16 protein-coding genes are annotated in these 16,917 nt (G+C 47.7%); 2 read left to right on the top strand and 14 right to left on the bottom strand.

What is annotated here, in order from left to right:
* The coding region (locus tag AC14M5_RS15160) for a hypothetical protein (RefSeq protein ID WP_484030526.1) at nt 1-681 on the bottom strand (681 nt) is incomplete at its 3' end.
* 184 nt (nt 682-865) lie between these two features.
* Here AC14M5_RS15160 and AC14M5_RS15155 point away from each other — a divergent pair.
* Entirely contained in the window at nt 866-1,021 is a 156-nt protein-coding gene (locus AC14M5_RS15155; RefSeq protein ID WP_484030525.1) for a hypothetical protein, read from the top strand.
* A 149-nt stretch (nt 1,022-1,170) separates the two neighbouring features.
* Here the strand turns inward: AC14M5_RS15155 and AC14M5_RS15150 are convergent, their stop codons facing one another.
* The 4 genes from AC14M5_RS15150 to AC14M5_RS15135 form a co-directional block, all read right to left on the bottom strand.
* Complete coding sequence (locus tag AC14M5_RS15150; RefSeq protein ID WP_484030524.1) at nt 1,171-2,187, bottom strand: nitrogen fixation protein NifH; 1,017 nt, start codon at nt 2,185-2,187, stop codon at nt 1,171-1,173.
* A gap of 90 nt (nt 2,188-2,277) precedes the next feature.
* Nucleotides 2,278-3,162, bottom strand: coding sequence for a cyclase family protein (locus AC14M5_RS15145; protein ID WP_484030523.1), 885 nt, complete (start codon nt 3,160-3,162; stop codon nt 2,278-2,280).
* A 17-nt stretch (nt 3,163-3,179) separates the two neighbouring features.
* Nucleotides 3,180-5,657, bottom strand: a complete 2,478-nt coding sequence (locus AC14M5_RS15140; protein ID WP_484030522.1) for a hypothetical protein — start codon at nt 5,655-5,657, stop codon at nt 3,180-3,182.
* 82 nt (nt 5,658-5,739) lie between these two features.
* Complete coding sequence (locus AC14M5_RS15135; RefSeq protein WP_484030521.1) at nt 5,740-6,192, bottom strand: hypothetical protein; 453 nt, start codon at nt 6,190-6,192, stop codon at nt 5,740-5,742.
* Nucleotides 6,193-6,362: 170 nt separating this feature from the next.
* On the opposite strand from AC14M5_RS15135, the gene AC14M5_RS15130 reads away from it, so the two are divergent.
* Nucleotides 6,363-7,385, top strand: a complete 1,023-nt coding sequence (locus AC14M5_RS15130) for an NYN domain-containing protein (protein ID WP_484030520.1) — start codon at nt 6,363-6,365, stop codon at nt 7,383-7,385.
* Nucleotides 7,386-7,391: 6 nt separating this feature from the next.
* On the opposite strand, the gene abc-f is transcribed toward AC14M5_RS15130, so the two are convergent.
* The 9 genes from abc-f to ruvA all read right to left on the bottom strand — a co-directional run bounded on the left by abc-f (nt 7,392) and on the right by ruvA (nt 16,871).
* Nucleotides 7,392-9,401, bottom strand: coding sequence for a ribosomal protection-like ABC-F family protein (gene abc-f / locus AC14M5_RS15125; RefSeq protein ID WP_484030519.1), 2,010 nt, complete (start codon nt 9,399-9,401; stop codon nt 7,392-7,394).
* 190 nt (nt 9,402-9,591) lie between these two features.
* A complete protein-coding gene (locus AC14M5_RS15120; RefSeq protein ID WP_484030518.1) occupies nt 9,592-10,125 on the bottom strand; it encodes a GNAT family N-acetyltransferase in 534 nt (177 codons plus the stop codon).
* Nucleotides 10,126-10,194: 69 nt separating this feature from the next.
* Nucleotides 10,195-10,728, bottom strand: coding sequence for a GNAT family N-acetyltransferase (locus tag AC14M5_RS15115; RefSeq protein WP_484030517.1), 534 nt, complete (start codon nt 10,726-10,728; stop codon nt 10,195-10,197).
* A 24-nt stretch (nt 10,729-10,752) separates the two neighbouring features.
* A complete protein-coding gene (locus AC14M5_RS15110) occupies nt 10,753-11,286 on the bottom strand; it encodes a GNAT family N-acetyltransferase (RefSeq protein WP_484030516.1) in 534 nt (177 codons plus the stop codon).
* 146 nt (nt 11,287-11,432) lie between these two features.
* Nucleotides 11,433-12,203: an Ig-like domain-containing protein gene (locus AC14M5_RS15105; protein WP_484030515.1), complete on the bottom strand. Its 771-nt coding sequence runs from the start codon at nt 12,201-12,203 to the stop codon at nt 11,433-11,435.
* Between the two features lie 7 nt (nt 12,204-12,210).
* A complete protein-coding gene (locus tag AC14M5_RS15100) occupies nt 12,211-14,748 on the bottom strand; it encodes a LysM peptidoglycan-binding domain-containing protein (protein WP_484030513.1) in 2,538 nt (845 codons plus the stop codon).
* A gap of 136 nt (nt 14,749-14,884) precedes the next feature.
* Complete coding sequence (gene proC / locus AC14M5_RS15095) at nt 14,885-15,727, bottom strand: pyrroline-5-carboxylate reductase (protein WP_484030512.1); 843 nt, start codon at nt 15,725-15,727, stop codon at nt 14,885-14,887.
* A gap of 80 nt (nt 15,728-15,807) precedes the next feature.
* Nucleotides 15,808-16,296, bottom strand: coding sequence for a DUF402 domain-containing protein (locus AC14M5_RS15090; RefSeq protein WP_484030511.1), 489 nt, complete (start codon nt 16,294-16,296; stop codon nt 15,808-15,810).
* On the bottom strand, nt 16,293-16,871 hold the full coding sequence (gene ruvA / locus AC14M5_RS15085) for a Holliday junction branch migration protein RuvA (RefSeq protein ID WP_484030510.1): 579 nt from the start codon (nt 16,869-16,871) through the stop codon (nt 16,293-16,295). Before ruvA ends, AC14M5_RS15090 begins: the two co-directional genes overlap by 4 nt.
* Between the last annotated feature and the right edge of the window lie 46 nt (nt 16,872-16,917).

The following is a 16,917-nucleotide window of genomic DNA, read 5'->3' as shown; positions in this document are numbered from 1 at the left end:
TCCGGAGTTTAACTGTGTAATTTCGGTTTCCCGATGCAATGGAATAGAAAAATCGAAATTTCTTGTCGAAGAAATATCTCTTGCTAAATCTTGTAGTAACTTTGATGTTGGAAGCGTAGTTTGATTTGCAAAATCACTAATAAGGCCATATACTGAATCCCTCGAATCGTTGAGTGATTCCCCAAATTCTTTAAGTGCTTCTTGAATACCAATACCAACATTTCTCATATCTAACACTTCTGCATTTGTGTCTTCTGTAACCGTCTTTAAAATGGAATCTAAATCTAGAATTTCTTCCCGATTAATTTCTAAATCTTTTGACTCTTGGTGTTCCACCGCTTTATGCAAATTAGAAAAATAGTCGTTGACCTCATCAATAAAACGCCGCCATAATTCTGGATTAATAACCGCCTGATGTGAAATAGCATCTTTGGCAACAAATTGAATGGTCGTATCGTCTCCACTAGGTAATAAACGTACTGTTCCGATAATACAATTGTTTGCCGAGCCTCTTTTGTTGCTAGCCATTGCCTTTGCATCTGCGATTGTTAAACGTTCCAAGTCTTCGTCTGTTTGATCTTTGTATTTTGAAATTGAAAAATCTTCGCTATTATTGCATAGTGCCATTAAATGACTATAGACGTCTTTTCGGGGGATGCCCCTCACAACTTGAATTACCATCTTGTGTGCTCCAAAATAAAACCGCCTCTGGTTGACAGAGGCGGCAAGAAATGATAATCTATCCATGCACGCGTGAGCAACCACGCTGGCTATTGGCGGAAGTGCTAGAACACTTTCCGCCATTCTTTTTGCAAAATTATATCATTCGGTTGTATTTTAGAGTCGGCTGGGGTATACTGGCAAAATGACCAAGAAAGAAGAAAAGAAAATCACAAACGAAAAGCCCGTTTCTCTTTTCCCTCTCAACTTTAAAGAGGCAGTAGCTGCAATTCTGAAAGTAAAGCCAGAGCCAAAAGAGAAAAAGCGAAAGCCTGCCAAAAAGAAAAAGGCTGGAAAATAGCTTAAATTAGCACGGCAACCAGTCTCTAGGTTGCCGTTTTTCATTTGGGTTTGTTATCCTGACTATTCCCTATTTTTTTATCCATTATTCACGTTAAATAAAACCTCGGCCAAAATGCCGAGGTTTTATTGGGATAATTCTAATGCCGATCAGGAAACTGCTTTCAAGACTCTTAAGGCTCGCAGCGTCACCCATTTATTCGGTTTTTTCTTCACGCCGAAACTTACCCAGGTCTTGCCGCTGTAATCATATTCCATCAGCCAGCGCCCATGCTTATTCTGCTTTTCACGGATGATCTTCAAGGTCTTCGCTAACCGCTTATCCTTTCCATAACCCAGCCCAACCAGAGCCTCGGCGATTTGCAGAATATCTGAAATATAAAATACAGGAAAGCCAAACTTCCACCAATTTCTACTGGGTTTGTCTCCAAGCCTGGTTGGGTACTCTGCTGTGGCAGGGTCAACACTGAAAAAGAAATCCGCGCCTTGTTTGATAGCCTTCTTGATCAATGGAGTCCGCCTTCTGACGGGCCATTTGCTGAAAGCCATCATGACCTTGCACCCGCCCCATGCGCAAGGTAATTTATTATTTGCTCCACAGGCAAAGGTGGAACCACACTTATATGCATAATAGCGGACCTGCGCATCCTTCTCATCCACTGGCGCGATCCCGTCACCAGTGACCGTCCGCGCCATCCATTCATAGGCTGATTTCAAGCGCGGATGATCGTACCCTAACTCCATAAGCGACCAGCAGAGGTTTCCTTGAAGACAATCCACGGTACCGGAAGGTGCGCCGGATGAGGTTGTGGTAAATTGGCCGCCTTCCGCCAGTTGGTTCAGCATATATTTGCAGGCCTGATCGATCCGTGTATCTTCATAGGCGGATGCGCCGAGTTGGGCCAATAAAATGATAGACCAGACAGTTGAGCGATATTTTGGGTTGTAACCGGGCCCAGCTCTGACCCAATAGCCCGCCTTTTCAACATGGGATAGAACATCCGCGATGGGGCCCTCTTTGTGTGCCCTCTTTCGTGCGGATCTTAACTCTACATCTTCGTTCGACAGCCCCACCAGGTCGCGCAGCGCCAGGTAACGAACTCCCGGCGACTCGGGCTCAAGCAACCAATCTACAGAATTTCCCCTTAATTGATCTTCCCAGGGCATTTCTCCCTCCTGCAAGGCTTTCTCATTTAGTCTTGCAATTAGAAGACCACACGGCCTTCTCAAAATCAGTATAGCACTTTCAAGATGAAATTACTTTAACCTCGCAAACGCACGAACGGGGAAGGTGCCCGCCCCTTTGAATTTCGGCGGTGCAGCTGTAAAGGTGAACCCTTCATCAGGGACGTTCGTCAGATTGCACAAATGCTCAGCGATCAAAATTTCATCCCGCAGTAACGTCGAGTGGACAGGTCTCGCTTTGCCGCGTGTGTCGTCAATATTCATCGAGTCGATGCCGACGAGTTTGACTCCGCATTGTTTCAAATAAACAGCCGCATCCTCGGTAAGGAAGGGATGATTCTCCAGATACGTATCAGTTGCCCAATGTTCATCCCAGCCCGTGTGGACTAATACCGCACGTCCGCGCAGTTCTTTGCCTTTGAAGGCCTCCACCGTGACAGCCAATCCTTTGCGATGATCCGCACGGATGACAATACCTTCGATGTCAACAAAACTCTCAAGTGTCACTTCGGATAAGTCCTTGCCGTCGTCATATCTGTGAAATGGACAATCCACATACGTGCCTGTATTCGTCACCATTTCGATCTTGCCAATTTGAAATTCCGTGCCTGGGGCGTAACGTTCGCGTGAGGCTTCGCGGCTGAGATAGTCACAGATGATAGGGGCGGGCAATCCTTTATGGGTAATTAACCCATCGTAGATAACGTGACTCAAGTCAATGTAAGAGGCATCGTTCTGTAAATTGATTGGGTGGCGCTTGTGCTTCTCGGCGATGATCTTTTTATTGAGGATTCGCACTTCACCCACCATCAGCAATTGCATGTCTTTGACGAGGTAATCCGCGAGGGCTTTATCTTCAATATCATCCCCGTCGATATCCAGGCGGAAATCCTGCCCTTGAATCCCGCCGCCGTTGGTGAAGTCGATCTCAAAATCGAATTTAACACGTTTATTCATGGATGCTCCCAATATTTTTACGGACATATAAATGGCTGAATTGGTCCCTGAAGGACCACCTGCTCCCCAGCTTCTGTTTTAAGAACTACAACCCAGGCGGATATAAAATTGCCATCATCACAACCGATCACTGAAACAGTGGATGCATGAGGGAAAAACTCCGGCGGCTTTTCCCTGGGCAAAATAATTTGCGCATCACCATCATTGATCAACCAGAAATGTAAATATCGGAAATCTTCGGGCATGTCTGCCAGATAAATGCCTCCATCCGGTTTGTAATAACGGGGATAAAGTGCAATACCTGAAACGAAAACGGCATTTTTCTGTTCAAGGAATTGCGCGAATTGATCTGACGTTAGAATATTTTTTTCGATCAGGGCACTTTTGGTTTCATCCATCAAATGATCGAAATTCTGCGCGGGGATCAACCGTTCTGCAAGAGGGACGGAAACGCCCATAAAAAACAGGAATAAAAATACCGCTGGATAAACGGAGATTGTTTTTTTAGGCAGTCGGTCATCGACAAGCCCTGTGGATTGACGCGCAAACAACAAGCCGATTTTGGACGGCAGATAAGAGAGCGCGATGCAAAAATACATCAGGGTGATCCAATCCACCGGGAGGGCAAATCTCCATCCCGAAGTGCGAGCGAGTGCATTTCCTGCCTGATACACCACAAGAACCAACAAAGGATACCAGCCAGCCAGTTTGTTATCCTTTTGCGCAAGACTTATTCCAAAAGCAAGGATGGCAAGGTTGCCCATCAAAGCGAGAAGGTTGCCTCTGGTCAATGACCCATCCCAAATGCCCCAAAACGGATTTTGGCTGACGAGATCTTCAGGTGTACCTGTGGAGTAGACCGGTGCAATATAAACCGCACTAGTGGCAAGGCTGTGCATGAAATGATTGGAGATGAAAAAAGCCACGTTCCCGGGATGCTCAAATATGAATGAAAGTATTTCATGGGAAAGCCTGTCTGAAAATTCTGCTGTTGTTTCCCCAGGCAAAGGCTGTGGATATTCCACGGGACTTAATGAATAATTCCGCGCCATCAACATCTTCTCGCCAGGGTCACCCAGTGCAAGAGTGCCGGTACTATTCCAGTTTCGCCATGCCCAGGGAGTGATAACCAGAATAAGTCCGAGAAGAATAAACACGGAACTGATGAACAGAGGCTTCCTCGTTTTTTGAGGAAGCAGGGCAAGCAAGAGAATCAATGGCACGAGGATCAATGATTGCGCCCGCACCAAAGCCAGCAGGCCCAGGACTCCGCCAATGATTAACAGCAGCCATTTATCATGCCTTGGTTTTATGAACAGGATGATACAGGCATACACAAAAACAATGATTCCCAAAGTCGTTGTCAGGTCGCTCATGATCAATTTTGCGTGCGAGACAACGATTTTCCCTGAGAGATCAATGGCATTCATTTCACGCAAAACGATAAGCCCTCCCGCCATGAAACCAGCGAGACGGTTGGACAGTTTGGTTGTCAGCAAATATATAAAAGAGGGGATCAACGCAAGGAACAGGATTTGAACAAAGACGGTTCCATCATAGTCCACCCCGCCGATTTTGTGGAATAAGGCAACCAGCCCCACATACAAAGGCCTGCGCACCAATGTTTCTGAAAAACCAACACCTGAAAGCAAGTGATAGGACATTCTGTCAAATAAGGAGGCATCTGAATATGGATAGTATTCGTAATTCGGGGCGGATGGGGCAGGCGCAAAATGGGAAGGGCTTATGGTTTGATGCGACCAAAGAAGGACAGCCATCCCCCATAATGCCAAAAAGATTCCAACATCCAACACTAACAGCCAGCGAGAATAGTTATCTTTGATTCTGGAGCCGATCATGTAAATTGGAAAAGAAAGAAGAAAGCCAATCGAGAGAACCAGATTGACCTGAGCAAACGTCAACGGGGTTCCCGCGGGTCCCCAATTGAGGCCAACATTATCAAAAGTGAAGCCAATTCCTGTGATGGATATAAAAATCGCTATCGAAGCAAATGCCCCCGCAATAATCAATGCTGTTTTCCAAACGCTTTTGAGCGAATCTTCTTTTTTATCGCTGAGGAAGGGTAGTACTAAAACGACTCCCGCCTGCATGCATACCAGCGACCCAAGCAGCATCAGCGGAGCAAGCCGCTCATAAACTGCTTCATTGGACAATGTTATTAATACTTCCCTATAAAGAAATGCAACCCAGGACGTCAGGGGAAAAGCAAATAAGACAAATGATAAAAATATTCCCAATCTAAAGTTCTTTATCCATTCAACCAGATTTGTCACTTTCTCAGTGGATTTAAACCTGAAGAAGATGAAAACACTAAAGCAGATAACCGCCAATATCCCAGCCAGGGACAGCAGGCGGAAGGGAGACAAATTCAGGACGCCGTTTTGGGTATCTCCGGGCAGAGTCGCCAGATACACAAACGCCGATAATCCGCCTAAAAATGTCAGGATTGAAAAAGCACGAATGACTTTTTGCATTATCGCTGAATTCCGCCATCGTTAGTGAAGTCAATTTCAAAATCGAATTTCGCGCGTTTGTTCATGCGATACTCCTGGATTCTCAATTAATAAATTTAAGAAAGTCTGTTCTAATCTTATCAAGATTTTCAGTCTTTCCATGCTTGAATTCTTTGAAGGCTTCATAAAACCGAAATATTTTGTGAAAGCGAAATGGATGAAACACGATCGCCAATGGATTAAAGTTCCTGCTCCCGCCATAAAGTTTGAAAGCCAGAACCGCCAGTGAAATTTTCCATTTTTTTCTTTCTGACCAGTTAAGGACTACCGCCGTTTTTGCAATATGCGGAAGGATTTCATCTTCAATATAACTTGACCAGATCGGGCTGTCCGAATAAACGAATAGAATATGACGCCCTCGTAAACCCCACGCAGCCCAGATTGCAATGGAGAGAAATAGACTCCATGAATAATAGATTAAGGCGGCGATGATAAGGTATGGAATTAAAACAACAAGGATGAGAACTAAAAGAAAGTTGGTTCCTAATGCTTTCATCTTTTATAAGTACTATTGAGCCTGCATAAAGTCAATTTAAAAATTGGATTTTACGCTTTTGTTCATGCTTCTTGCTGAAATGAATGCCTAATGGATTTGAGAATTTGTGTGACATTGAATTCTTATATCGTATAATTGTTAAAAGGTCAAAGTAGCAAAAGGATAATCCCATGACAAATGCAGTTTTTGTTGATCTTCCCAATCTTTATAATCAACTAATTAAATCTGGAATTTATGATCCGAAAATTGTTCGTGACTATTTCCTGAATTGGTTCGATTTTGACACTCTTACACAGGTGCTTGTTGGAAGCAGTTCAAACACACGGGTCTTTTACTCGGGTCGCCTTGGCCCTTCAGAAGCACGAATTGATGGAAATTATTTAAATCAATTTGTTGATCGAATAAACAAACATCGAGGGGTTACAGCTCATGATGTAAATATTCCGGGAACACAAAGAGAATCGTTCACTGTTCAATGTGAAAAATGTGGCGGAAATACAATAGTAACCTCAAATTCAGAAAAAGGCATTGACGCATCTCTTATTGTGTCTTTATTTGACACAATGGATTCTTGGGAAACTGCGTACCTCCTATCAGGCGACGCAGATTTTGTGCCAGCAGTTGCATCGCTTAGTAGAAGAGGAAAAATTGTAATAGGGGCTGGATTTTCAACAGCTTCCTCAGCTTTGGTAAGGGAATGCTTTGAGTATATCGATATGCAAACAATTTTCTTTGCAAAGGATATTAGTGCTTACCTACTGTTTAGACAAGGTGAATTTATTGAGAAATGGATGACTATGGTTAAACCTAGAACAAACGGTATCGGGACTACAAAATTAGAGGTGGGTTTTCGATGGATACCGCCAAGTTTAATTGAGATTTATTACAAGGGTGATTATGATTTTTCAATCCTTCAGAATGACTTAAAAACTCTGCCAGAAGATGGAATTAGAATAAACATTCACGGTGGTGATGATAGATCAGATAATGGAACTTTAACTGTTGGTTTTGACGAATTTACAAAAAAGAGAATTGAATTCGCAATTAAAGAATTGGATAATCGCCTTACGGGAATACAAATCACGCGCGATAGTGCAGGAGGTCCCTATATGATTCATCGATTAACGTACAGATTGGATGAGCAACACAAGCAATATTTACAGTTCATTCCTGATAGTAGTTACCAGTACTGATTATTTTTACCCTTGCAACCCTTCCCACTCGGCCAGCTTTACATCCATCTCTTTTTGGACATTATCATATTCCTTCGCCAGCTTTATCACCACACCCGCATCTTTGGGTGGATGTGCCAACTGCTCGCTGATCTCACCTAACTGCGCTTCGAGTTTGGCGATCTTATTTTCCAGTTCCTGCTTAAGGGCCCTCTTTCTTCTTTCCTCTTGTGTATTCACAGCCTTCGCCTTTGGCGTCGATTTTTTGCGGGACTCCTCTTCCTCACGTTCCGCTTGTGCGGCGGCGCGGCGGGCGAGGTCTTTTTCGCGTTCTTCCTTCAATTGCGAATAGATACCCTTGAAGATGATCAGATGCGACTCGTCTGTGTCGATCTCCCAAATTTGAGTCGCGATGGCATCCACGAGATAACGGTCATGCGTGACTAGCAGGATCGTGCCTTCGTAATCATCCAGCACGGCTTCGAGGATTTCCTGTGAAGGGATATCCAGATGGTTGGTGGGTTCATCTAATAATAGAAGATTGGTATCCTGCAAGGCGAGTTTCGCCAGCGCGAGGCGTCCGCGCTCACCGCCGGAGAGCATGGACACCATCTTGAAAGCATCATCACCGGAAAATAAATATTTGCCGAGATATTCGCGTGCTTTTTGTGGAAGCCAATTTGTAGCATGAATGATTTCATCAATCACGCTGTTCTTTGGATTAAGGCTTTCGTGCGCTTGGGCGAAATACCCGATGTGCAGACTCTCTCCCAGAGTCACCTCACCCGCTAACGGCGGAATCTGACCGAGGATCGTTTTGAGGAAGGTCGATTTGCCAGCGCCGTTCGGTCCGATCAATGCGGCACAGTCGCCGCGTCTTAGGTCAATGTTGGGTGATGAGAACAAGAATTTATCCGAGAATCCCACTTTGAGATTCTCAGTGCGGATGACCATATCGCCTGAGCGCCCGGCCTGACTGAGACGCAAATGCAAATTGGGCAATTGGCGCACGGGTGACTGCAATCCATTGATGCGGCGGCCAGCTTCCTCCACGCTGAGAATGGAGGTGGTAACGGAAACTTCGCCTGCGGTCTCGCTCCATTTTTGTTTGAGCGCGGCCTCCATGCCGATCTGTTCGATGGCTTGAATAATGCGCGAGAGACGTTTGAGTTTGCCTTTGGCCTGCAATACATTCTGCCCCGCAACATTCTTGCGGATGTATTCCATTTCCTTTTGCAGCTTTTCTTTTTCGCTCTCGAAAACTTCCTGACGGCGCGCCATCCGTTCGGCGCGCTGCTTAAGATAGGCACTGTAATTGCCGCGATAAGTTTCTGTTGTGCCCGGGAACATTTCCAAAATGATGTTGCTGGCTTTATCCAAAAAGAAACGGTCATGCGAAATGATGATGGCCGCGCCTTCCCATTGACTCAAATATCCTTCAAGCCATTCGACGGCGGCAATGTCGAGGTGATTGGTGGGCTCATCAAGCAGGAGCAGGTCCGGGTCCTCAAGCAGGAGGCGCGCGAGAAACCCGCGTGTGCGCTGGCCGCCGGAGAGATGGTCAAGATCGAGTTGATAATCGGCTTCGCTAAATCCCAAACCCGTCAACACTTGGCGGATCTTGGTGGTGTAGGTGTAACCGCCGCGCCGCTCAAAATCCTCCTGCAATTTGCCGTAACGTTCCATCACTTCGTCAAGTTGGGAGGGGTCAGACATCAACGCTTCAAGGCGATGCAATTCCTCCTGCTCCGCTTTGAAGTGCTCGAAGACGGCTTCGCAGGCCGACCAGATCGTGCCCGACATTTGGAAATCCGCCTCCTGCGACAAATATCCGATTCGGACTCCGCGTGAACGGGATACTGTGCCTGAGGTGGGCTCATCCACGCCGACCAGGATGCGCATGAGGGTGGTCTTGCCGATCCCGTTCGGCCCAACAATGGCCATGCGCGCGCCCTTGGACACAGTGAAAGATACCCCGCTGAAAATATCAGTAGGGCCGTATGATTTGGAGAGTGAATTTACAGTGATGAGTGACATGGCTTCCAGTTTTTTCGATTTGAACGCCCCGTATTATAAAGCAACCTGCCCCCACTCTCTAAGTTGTGTCATGCTGAGCCGCTTTTCCCTGGCACCGCCCGCCAAGGCAGGCGTGGCGAAGCATCTCTCCCGTAATGTCAGAGACCCTTCAGTCGCAACGAACGCTCCTTCAGGGTGACACATTTAGCCTTTACTTCACAATCGCGTACATATAACTATCCCTCGGCTTATCGCTGATATTCGGGTGGAGTGCATATTTTCGCAACACTCCCTCTCGAATCATACCCACTTTTTCCATCACTCGCGCTGAGGCAAGGTTCTCCACATCACATGTTGCAAAGATGCGGTAAATATCTGGTTGTTCCATCAGCCAATTTGTCACTGCAAATGCGGCTTCCGTCACGTAACCTTTGCCCCAATACGAACGCGCCAGCACGTATCCAACCCCAACCTTGAAGCCATCAGGGTGCATGGCGATCATTCCGATAACGGAATCTGAATTTTTCAGAGTAATTGCGTAGGAATAAGCTTCCCCTTTATCCCAAAGTTTAATCATGAGTTCAACAATAGCGTAGGTTTCTTTCACATTTTTATGCGGACGCCAGGTCATATAACGTGTTACATCGGAATCTTGCACCCAGCCAGAGAAGACGGCAGGCGTATCCTCCATGCGAGGCTTGCGCAGGATGAGACGTACAGTTTCGATTTGCCTGGGCGGTTTCATTTCTCTTCATCCGTATCAATGTGTTCTGTTTTTCCTTGGCCAACTCCTCCGAGACGAAGGCATCGGTGATTATTTCACGATCGCATACATATAACTATCTCTTGGCTTGTCGCTGATGTTCGGATGGACGATATACTTTCGTAGCAATCCCTCGCGCTGCATGCCCGCTTTTTCCAGAACTCTTTGCGATGCGATGTTCTCCACATCCGTTGTGGCATAGACGCGATAGATGGATGGTTGTTGGAATGCCCAGTCAATAATGGCGCGTGCGGCCTCGGTCATGTAACCCTTGCTTTGATAAGCTCTGTTCATTACATATCCGATTCCTACTTTAGGGACTTCAATGCGCGGGTCGATCATCCCAATGACAGCTCCGCTTTCTTTAAGTGTGATCATATATGGAAAGCGTGTACCCTCGTCCCAGGCGGCAATTGCATTCCTGAGCAGGGATTGGGTCTGCCCCATGTTTTGATGGGGGAGCCAGGTGAGAAAATAGGTTACATCCGAATCCTGCACCCAGCCCGCGAAGACAGCGGACGCATCCTCCATGCGCGGTTTGCGGAGAATGAGTCGTTCGGTTTTGATTTCTTCAGGTGGTTTCATTTTTCTTCTTATTAGGCGGGTGGGTCATTTCACAATCGCGTAAATATAACTATCTCTCGGCACATCACTAATGTTCGGGTGGACAATATATTTCCGCAACAGTCCCTCGCGCTGCATGCCAGCCTTTTCCATAACGCGCGCCGAAGCAAGATTCTCCACATCCGTTGAAGCATTGACCCGATAAAGTGAAGGCTGTTGGAAAGCCCAGTCAATGATGGCGCGTGTAGCCTCAGTCGCATACCCTTTGCGTTGATGAGAACGGGCAATGACATATCCCAACCCAACCGTGCAGCCTTTGATATGAAAGTCGATCATTCCGAACGGTTCTTCCTGTCCCTTGAGCGTGATGACGCAAGGAAAACGAACTTCCTTCTCCCATGCCAAAATGCAATTCCTGATGAAATCATCCACCTCTTGCAAATACTGATGTGGACGCCAGGTTGTATAACGCGTCACTTCCGGGTCTTGCATGTATGCAGTGAAAAGGATGGGCGCATCTTCCATGCGAGGCTTGCGGAGGATGAGACGTTCAGTTTCGATTTGTCTGGGCGGTTTCATTTTTCTTCAATTAATTTGCAGGGTTTGGCAGGGAATAGTAAACAAATAAACGCAGATGGATTTTAACCCATCCGCGTTTATTGTTGGAAAGGGAAAGATGTGATATGCCTGCGACAGAAGGCATATCAGCATATTGACTCTCGGCATTATGGTTTTAACGAAGTAGCTGTTGGAACTTCGGTTGGTACTTCAACCGGCACAGGCGTATTTGGCGATGCCAGAACCGGGACGCCTTGCAAGTTGCCACCAGGCTGACCGGTGTTCACCGCAACCCAACATTTCACACTATGGGGTTGCCAGAGAATGAAATACCAATTGCGGTCCGCGCTGACTCCCTGAATATCCACTGTTTCCCCAATTGGAATTCCCGTTACGTCAGTGAAAGAAGTACCGGGGCCCTTACGGCAAAATGCATTTTTGGTGAGTGTAAAGGTGGGATTGCTGGCCGTTGGCGTTGGTGTAGATGTGGGTGTCAGAGTTGGGGTTGATGTACTTTCAGAAGTAGGTGACTCTGTAAGAGTTGGCGTAACGGTTTGCTCACCTTCAACGTTGACAGTGACCATCGCATACTCACCCCAGACTCCCCCGTTGTTTTTGGCTCGTGATTGCAATTGATATGTACCAGGTAGCGGCGGCGCCCACATTTGCTCTGTTGTGACCAGGCTGGCGCTTGTATTTGAACTTGGTACTGTGGCGAGCAAGTCTCCATCGACATAAAATTCAATCTGGGAAATTCCACCAAGGTCACTTGCGTGGGAAACAATCTTGTATGGGGCGAGCGGAATGGTGCTTTCATCCTGCGGGGCGTCGATCCACGAACGGGGTCCGATGGTTACACTTGATTGCAGCGGCAGATTACACCCCAAGGTACCCATTGCCAACGACAACATCAGCAAATAGAGCAGTGAACATCTCATGGCGCTCCTAGTGATAGCTTACGATCAATTCAAAATTCCCATAGTTGGAAATACACAAGTTGTCATCGTTTGGAAGGGCTTCACTATTACTTGTTAGAATGAATCTAACGCTCTCAAAGGCATCGGTGTCATTACCTTCCGCCACCTTCTCCGCAATCAACTGCGTTATGTCGATGTTTGTTTGCGGATCTGGAGCAGAAGATAAAGTTTGCAAGGGCGGCACGACACCCAGCCATTCATCGCCGGCTGAAACCTCGTACAGCATGAGCGCAGCGGCACAGGATTGATTCTTATCAAACGTCTCTTCCTCGATGTCACCAGCTGCTGTGTTTAATAAGCTGTACGACAAGGTGGCCCGTTCAACAGTTTTTCCCTTAAGCGAGAGTATTGAAAAATCTCCAATCTGCCCTCGGAAAAAAACCGAAATTAACTTATCACATACAGTTCCGGAACGCTTGTGCAGATAACCGACGGATACGGTTCCATCAGGAATCGCATCCCCTGCTAAGGTTCCCCATATGCCGTTGTGGTGAGAAAAGGGGCAGAGCGTGTTACCGTTCAGGTCGTAGTGTGTTCCCTCCCATGTCGAAAGATTATCGCCCGGGATCACAAGTGTCTGCGCAGCGGGTACGACAGGGGTCGTTGTTGGGAAGAAATTTAATTCCTGCGGAACATCAGGACAGATTGTCTCACTGGGCGCAGACTCATTTCCGTCGAGGAAAGCGGTCGCATAATAGCAAAATTCATAGACAGCATACTCATCTTCAAGTCCGGGAATGAAAATTCCCGACTCTACCTGGATCACCAATGTGGTAAAGCTGAATCCAGTGACAGTCTGCTCCTGGCTTGAAACGGTCGCCATCAACTCTATGGGCGCGCCTCCAGGATACTCAGCTGGGAACCCGTAAATGCGATAGCCGTCAATATTGTTTACGAAGGCACACTCCTGTCCTGCCGGGCACGAATTGCTTGGCCAATCCCAGACGAATACCAGCTCTTCGTGCTGGTCTATCAGAGCGGCGCAAATGAGAGGGCCGAACACTGGGATGCCCGAATGGCTGTTGCACTCTGCTGGATCCTGGGTCGTGTGGAAATTGGATGGAGGTGAAATCACAAGGCTTGGCGGAGCCTTGGAATAAATAGGCTCCGTTCGGCTCGCCACCTGACTGGTGACCTGGAAATGATCTCCCGCCAGTTGGAGTTCTGATGGGGTCTGAGCGTCACTGTCGTAATCCTGCCGGCCTCTTCCCAGGAAGGTGAGCGTGTCTCCCTGCCAGCCCCAACACTCCATTTCAATTGATGGAGAGAGGCCCTCAATTGGCGATCCCAATGCATTCAGCTCCTGACTTAGATCGAATTGTCCGCCCTCCGGAAACAAGTACGCGTTTGGGGCTGAGGGAACTCGTGCCCAGGGTCCACCGCTCCCTGAGGCGTAACAATAGGATTTGTCCACTGGCAGTGATGTAATCAACGTCGGGTTTTCCAATTGCAGGGTTGACCACCTGGCGGCGGGGCACGCCGTACCGCTGACCTCCACGCTGACAATATTGCTGGGTGATTCGCCTGCCGTGCTAAACGCTGAAACGTAATATTCAAAATTTCCAGACAAGCCCGCATCTTCGTAGGTTACCTGCGCTGCGCCGTCGGCTGGGCCAAAGGTTTGAATACGCTTGAAGACCGAACTGTTTGGCGCAAGACGATATAAGAAAAATCCATCCTCATTCTCCGATTGGGAACCGATTGAAATCTCTGCGGCGCAATCACCGGGATTCACATAGAGGTTGGGGGCCGCAGGCAGCTCCGGTTGTATCGGAGAGAAGTTTTTACTGAGCCAGAATTGAAACGGACTGGATGGCGGCGAAGCCGGTTGGCTGGGACCCGATGGAGGTTGGCCCGATACAAGAGGGGCACCGGGGTTGATATTCAACTCCGGAAATTCAATTGGGATGGTCAATGTCTGAGATGGATCAAGAGGCTGATCGGGCGTGATCTGAGGATTTAATTCAAGGATTTCTTCGGAGCGGATCTCAAGATTCTCTGCAATAGAATCTACCGTTTCCTCAGGCTGGGGCTGGTAATCAATTTCAAACCCCTGGTTTGCCTGTTTGGAAACAGTGACGCGAACGATATTTGATGTGCCGACATGCTGGTCGGCATCCTTCGCTCGAATCAGAAGAGTGTGATTGCCTTCCCTGTCCGGAGTCCAAACCCAGGACGCGCGGTACAAGTTTGAATTCGATCCTGCGATTGGTGTCCCGGCTTGCATGGGCGTTCCATCAATCCATAATTCCATTGATATAATCGGCTTTATCCCCAGGGCCTGGGCTTCAATAATTGTGAAAAAATTAAGCCCAACCAATTCTCCACTGGTTGGCGCGCTGAGAGTTACAAGGATTGGAACTGCGTTAGGAGGTAATTGCCTGGAAAGATCTGGAACTTGCAAGTAGAAAAACACTGCCCCTGCAATGAGCAGACAGGTCGCAGCGAGAAGAATTGTTGGAACCAAACGGCTTCGCTGGAACGGCGCAGCCTGAGATTGGGTCATTTATCTCCTTTGATTTAAGACATTATACGACAAGAATTGTCCACTTACAGCGTGATGGATTATGGCTGTTTTGTTTAACCCCCCACATTACGAATGCAAAGAACAACTATTTCCTTTTTTAACAGAGAGTCAAACTTCACTTCTCCTCATCTGTGTCAATGTGACCGGGCTTTTCCTTGCCCAACTCCAATGACCGTTGATACGCTGCCCAGACCGCGCGCGAAATGGCAGTACGGAAGCCTGCTTTCTCCAGATAATACAATGCCTCAGCAGATGTCCCGCCCGGGGATGTGACTTGATTCCGCAGGGAGGCGGGGTGACTGGCCGCGCCTTGATAGAATGAAGCGGAACCTTTGATGGTCTGCAAGACCAATTGCTCGGCAATGCGGCGGGGGAAACCCATGTGCACCCCCGCATCGATCAGGGCTTCGGTGAAGAGGAAAACATAGGCGGGGCCTGTTCCAGATAAAGCGGTGGCCATATCAAGGTAATTTTCATCCTCTACGAAAACTTCCTCACCTAACGCGCCGAGGATAGCACGCGCCATTTCTTGCTGCTCTTCAGTCACTTCTTTGGACGCAGTCCAGACCGTGATGCCTTCGCCAATCTGGCCCGGCGTATTCGGCATCGAGCGGACGATGGCTTTGTGCTTCAGGCCGCTGCCGATCTTTTTGATGGTCGCGCCTGCAATAATGGATAGAACCAGCGCATCACTGCGGATGCCCTTCAATCCCTTCATTACTTCTGTCAGCCGCTGCGGTTTGACCGACAACACCACCACGTCCGCCTCGTGGATGGCAGAGCCATTATCCGTAGAAACTTTGATGCCATACTTCTTGCGCAGTTCTTCACCGCGTGCCTCTCGTGGACCGCAGGCAATAATGTTCTTTGCATCCGCAAGTTTTTTATGCAACAAACCTGCGATCATGGCTTCGGCCATTACGCCCGGACCGATGAATGTGATTTTCTTTTTTAGCATGGGAGTTCTCCTCATCGTTGGTGGTGGTCTCGATACGACGACGAAAGAACATCGCCGTCTACTCGACCACCAGAGTTATTTCAAAACACAGGTACAGGCTTCGCCTGCCAATTTTCCGCCAGTTCCAATGCTTCCCTTGCTGCATCATACATCTGCTCTTGAAATTCTTTTGTGTATTGATACTTCACAATGGCTTCGGCGAATTCATCTTCGTCTATCAGTTCAGCGGGCTTGGGAACATATTTTGAGACGTCCAATTCATGGTCTTTAAAACTCATGATTCCATTTTCAAATTCAGGAGGCGATGCAATATTGAGGTAAATATGAAATAATTCGCCGCTATTTTCAAAGATTTCAAGCAGATTGTAGAATTTATCGAACCAGTAATAAGCCCGATAATGATGCGTGATTGGGTAATCTTCGCCCTTGATATTGAACACAGATGAACCAGCAGGCGCAATTGTAACAATCGAGTCTGCTGTTACAGACTCGATTGTGGCTTGCCAGCTTCGATATACAGTTCCATCCGTTTTGCAGGCACGGACGTGGATTCTTTCGCCAACTTTCATCCTGTAAAGTACCCAAGCGCCACGCGTAATCTTTCTTCCACTTCCTTGGGCGCATCCTTTGGCAGAGATTGGATCGCAGCCTGTGCTTCCACCACTGAATAGCCCAACGCTGTGAGCGCGGCCAGCACTTCACTGTCGTAATCCGCCAGCGCAGCAATTTTGGAAAGCGCATCCGTTGGCTTGAGTTTATCCTTCAAATGCAAGGCCATTTTTTGCGCGGTCTTTTTGCCTACACCGGGGACGCTGTTCAACAAGTCGGCTTCATCGGCAAAGATGGCGCGTTGGATCGTGTCAATGGTGAGGGTGGAAAGAACGGATAAAGCCACTTTCGGCCCGACTCCGTCCACGCCGAGCAGGATGTTGAACAGGTCTCTGTCAGCCTGGGATTCAAATCCATATAACGTCAACGCATCTTCCCGCACGATAAGATAGGTGAACATAAATACCATTTCACCCGCTTTGGCATTCGTCCGCATCGGCGCAGGGACAAAGACTCGCATGCCCACGCCGCCAACTTCCACGATCAGGGCGTTCTCTTCAATTTGGGAGATCTCTCCACGCAGGGTTGCTATCATGGTTGTATTTTACCGTAAACGTAGGGGCGAAGCATTGCGTCGCCCC

The sequence above is a fragment of the Candidatus Villigracilis sp. genome (assembly GCF_057083605.1).
This window is presented reverse-complemented; position numbering and strand designations above follow the sequence as displayed.

What these genes read in the sequence shown, in the direction of transcription:
- AC14M5_RS15090 (WP_484030511.1), bottom strand. Translation starts at nt 16,296, where the DNA reads ATGAAAGTTGGCGAAAGAATCCACGTCCGTGCCTGCAAAACGGATGGA.
- AC14M5_RS15155 (WP_484030525.1), top strand. Translation starts at nt 866, where the DNA reads ATGACCAAGAAAGAAGAAAAGAAAATCACAAACGAAAAGCCCGTTTCT.
- ruvA (WP_484030510.1), bottom strand. Translation starts at nt 16,871, where the DNA reads ATGATAGCAACCCTGCGTGGAGAGATCTCCCAAATTGAAGAGAACGCC.
- abc-f (WP_484030519.1), bottom strand. Translation starts at nt 9,401, where the DNA reads ATGTCACTCATCACTGTAAATTCACTCTCCAAATCATACGGCCCTACT.
- AC14M5_RS15140 (WP_484030522.1), bottom strand. Translation starts at nt 5,657, where the DNA reads ATGCAAAAAGTCATTCGTGCTTTTTCAATCCTGACATTTTTAGGCGGA.
- AC14M5_RS15150 (WP_484030524.1), bottom strand. Translation starts at nt 2,187, where the DNA reads ATGCCCTGGGAAGATCAATTAAGGGGAAATTCTGTAGATTGGTTGCTT.
- AC14M5_RS15105 (WP_484030515.1), bottom strand. Translation starts at nt 12,203, where the DNA reads ATGAGATGTTCACTGCTCTATTTGCTGATGTTGTCGTTGGCAATGGGT.
- AC14M5_RS15115 (WP_484030517.1), bottom strand. Translation starts at nt 10,728, where the DNA reads ATGAAACCACCTGAAGAAATCAAAACCGAACGACTCATTCTCCGCAAA.
- AC14M5_RS15145 (WP_484030523.1), bottom strand. Translation starts at nt 3,162, where the DNA reads ATGAATAAACGTGTTAAATTCGATTTTGAGATCGACTTCACCAACGGC.
- AC14M5_RS15100 (WP_484030513.1), bottom strand. Translation starts at nt 14,748, where the DNA reads ATGACCCAATCTCAGGCTGCGCCGTTCCAGCGAAGCCGTTTGGTTCCA.
- AC14M5_RS15130 (WP_484030520.1), top strand. Translation starts at nt 6,363, where the DNA reads ATGACAAATGCAGTTTTTGTTGATCTTCCCAATCTTTATAATCAACTA.
- AC14M5_RS15135 (WP_484030521.1), bottom strand. Translation starts at nt 6,192, where the DNA reads ATGAAAGCATTAGGAACCAACTTTCTTTTAGTTCTCATCCTTGTTGTT.
- AC14M5_RS15110 (WP_484030516.1), bottom strand. Translation starts at nt 11,286, where the DNA reads ATGAAACCGCCCAGACAAATCGAAACTGAACGTCTCATCCTCCGCAAG.
- AC14M5_RS15120 (WP_484030518.1), bottom strand. Translation starts at nt 10,125, where the DNA reads ATGAAACCGCCCAGGCAAATCGAAACTGTACGTCTCATCCTGCGCAAG.
- proC (WP_484030512.1), bottom strand. Translation starts at nt 15,727, where the DNA reads ATGCTAAAAAAGAAAATCACATTCATCGGTCCGGGCGTAATGGCCGAA.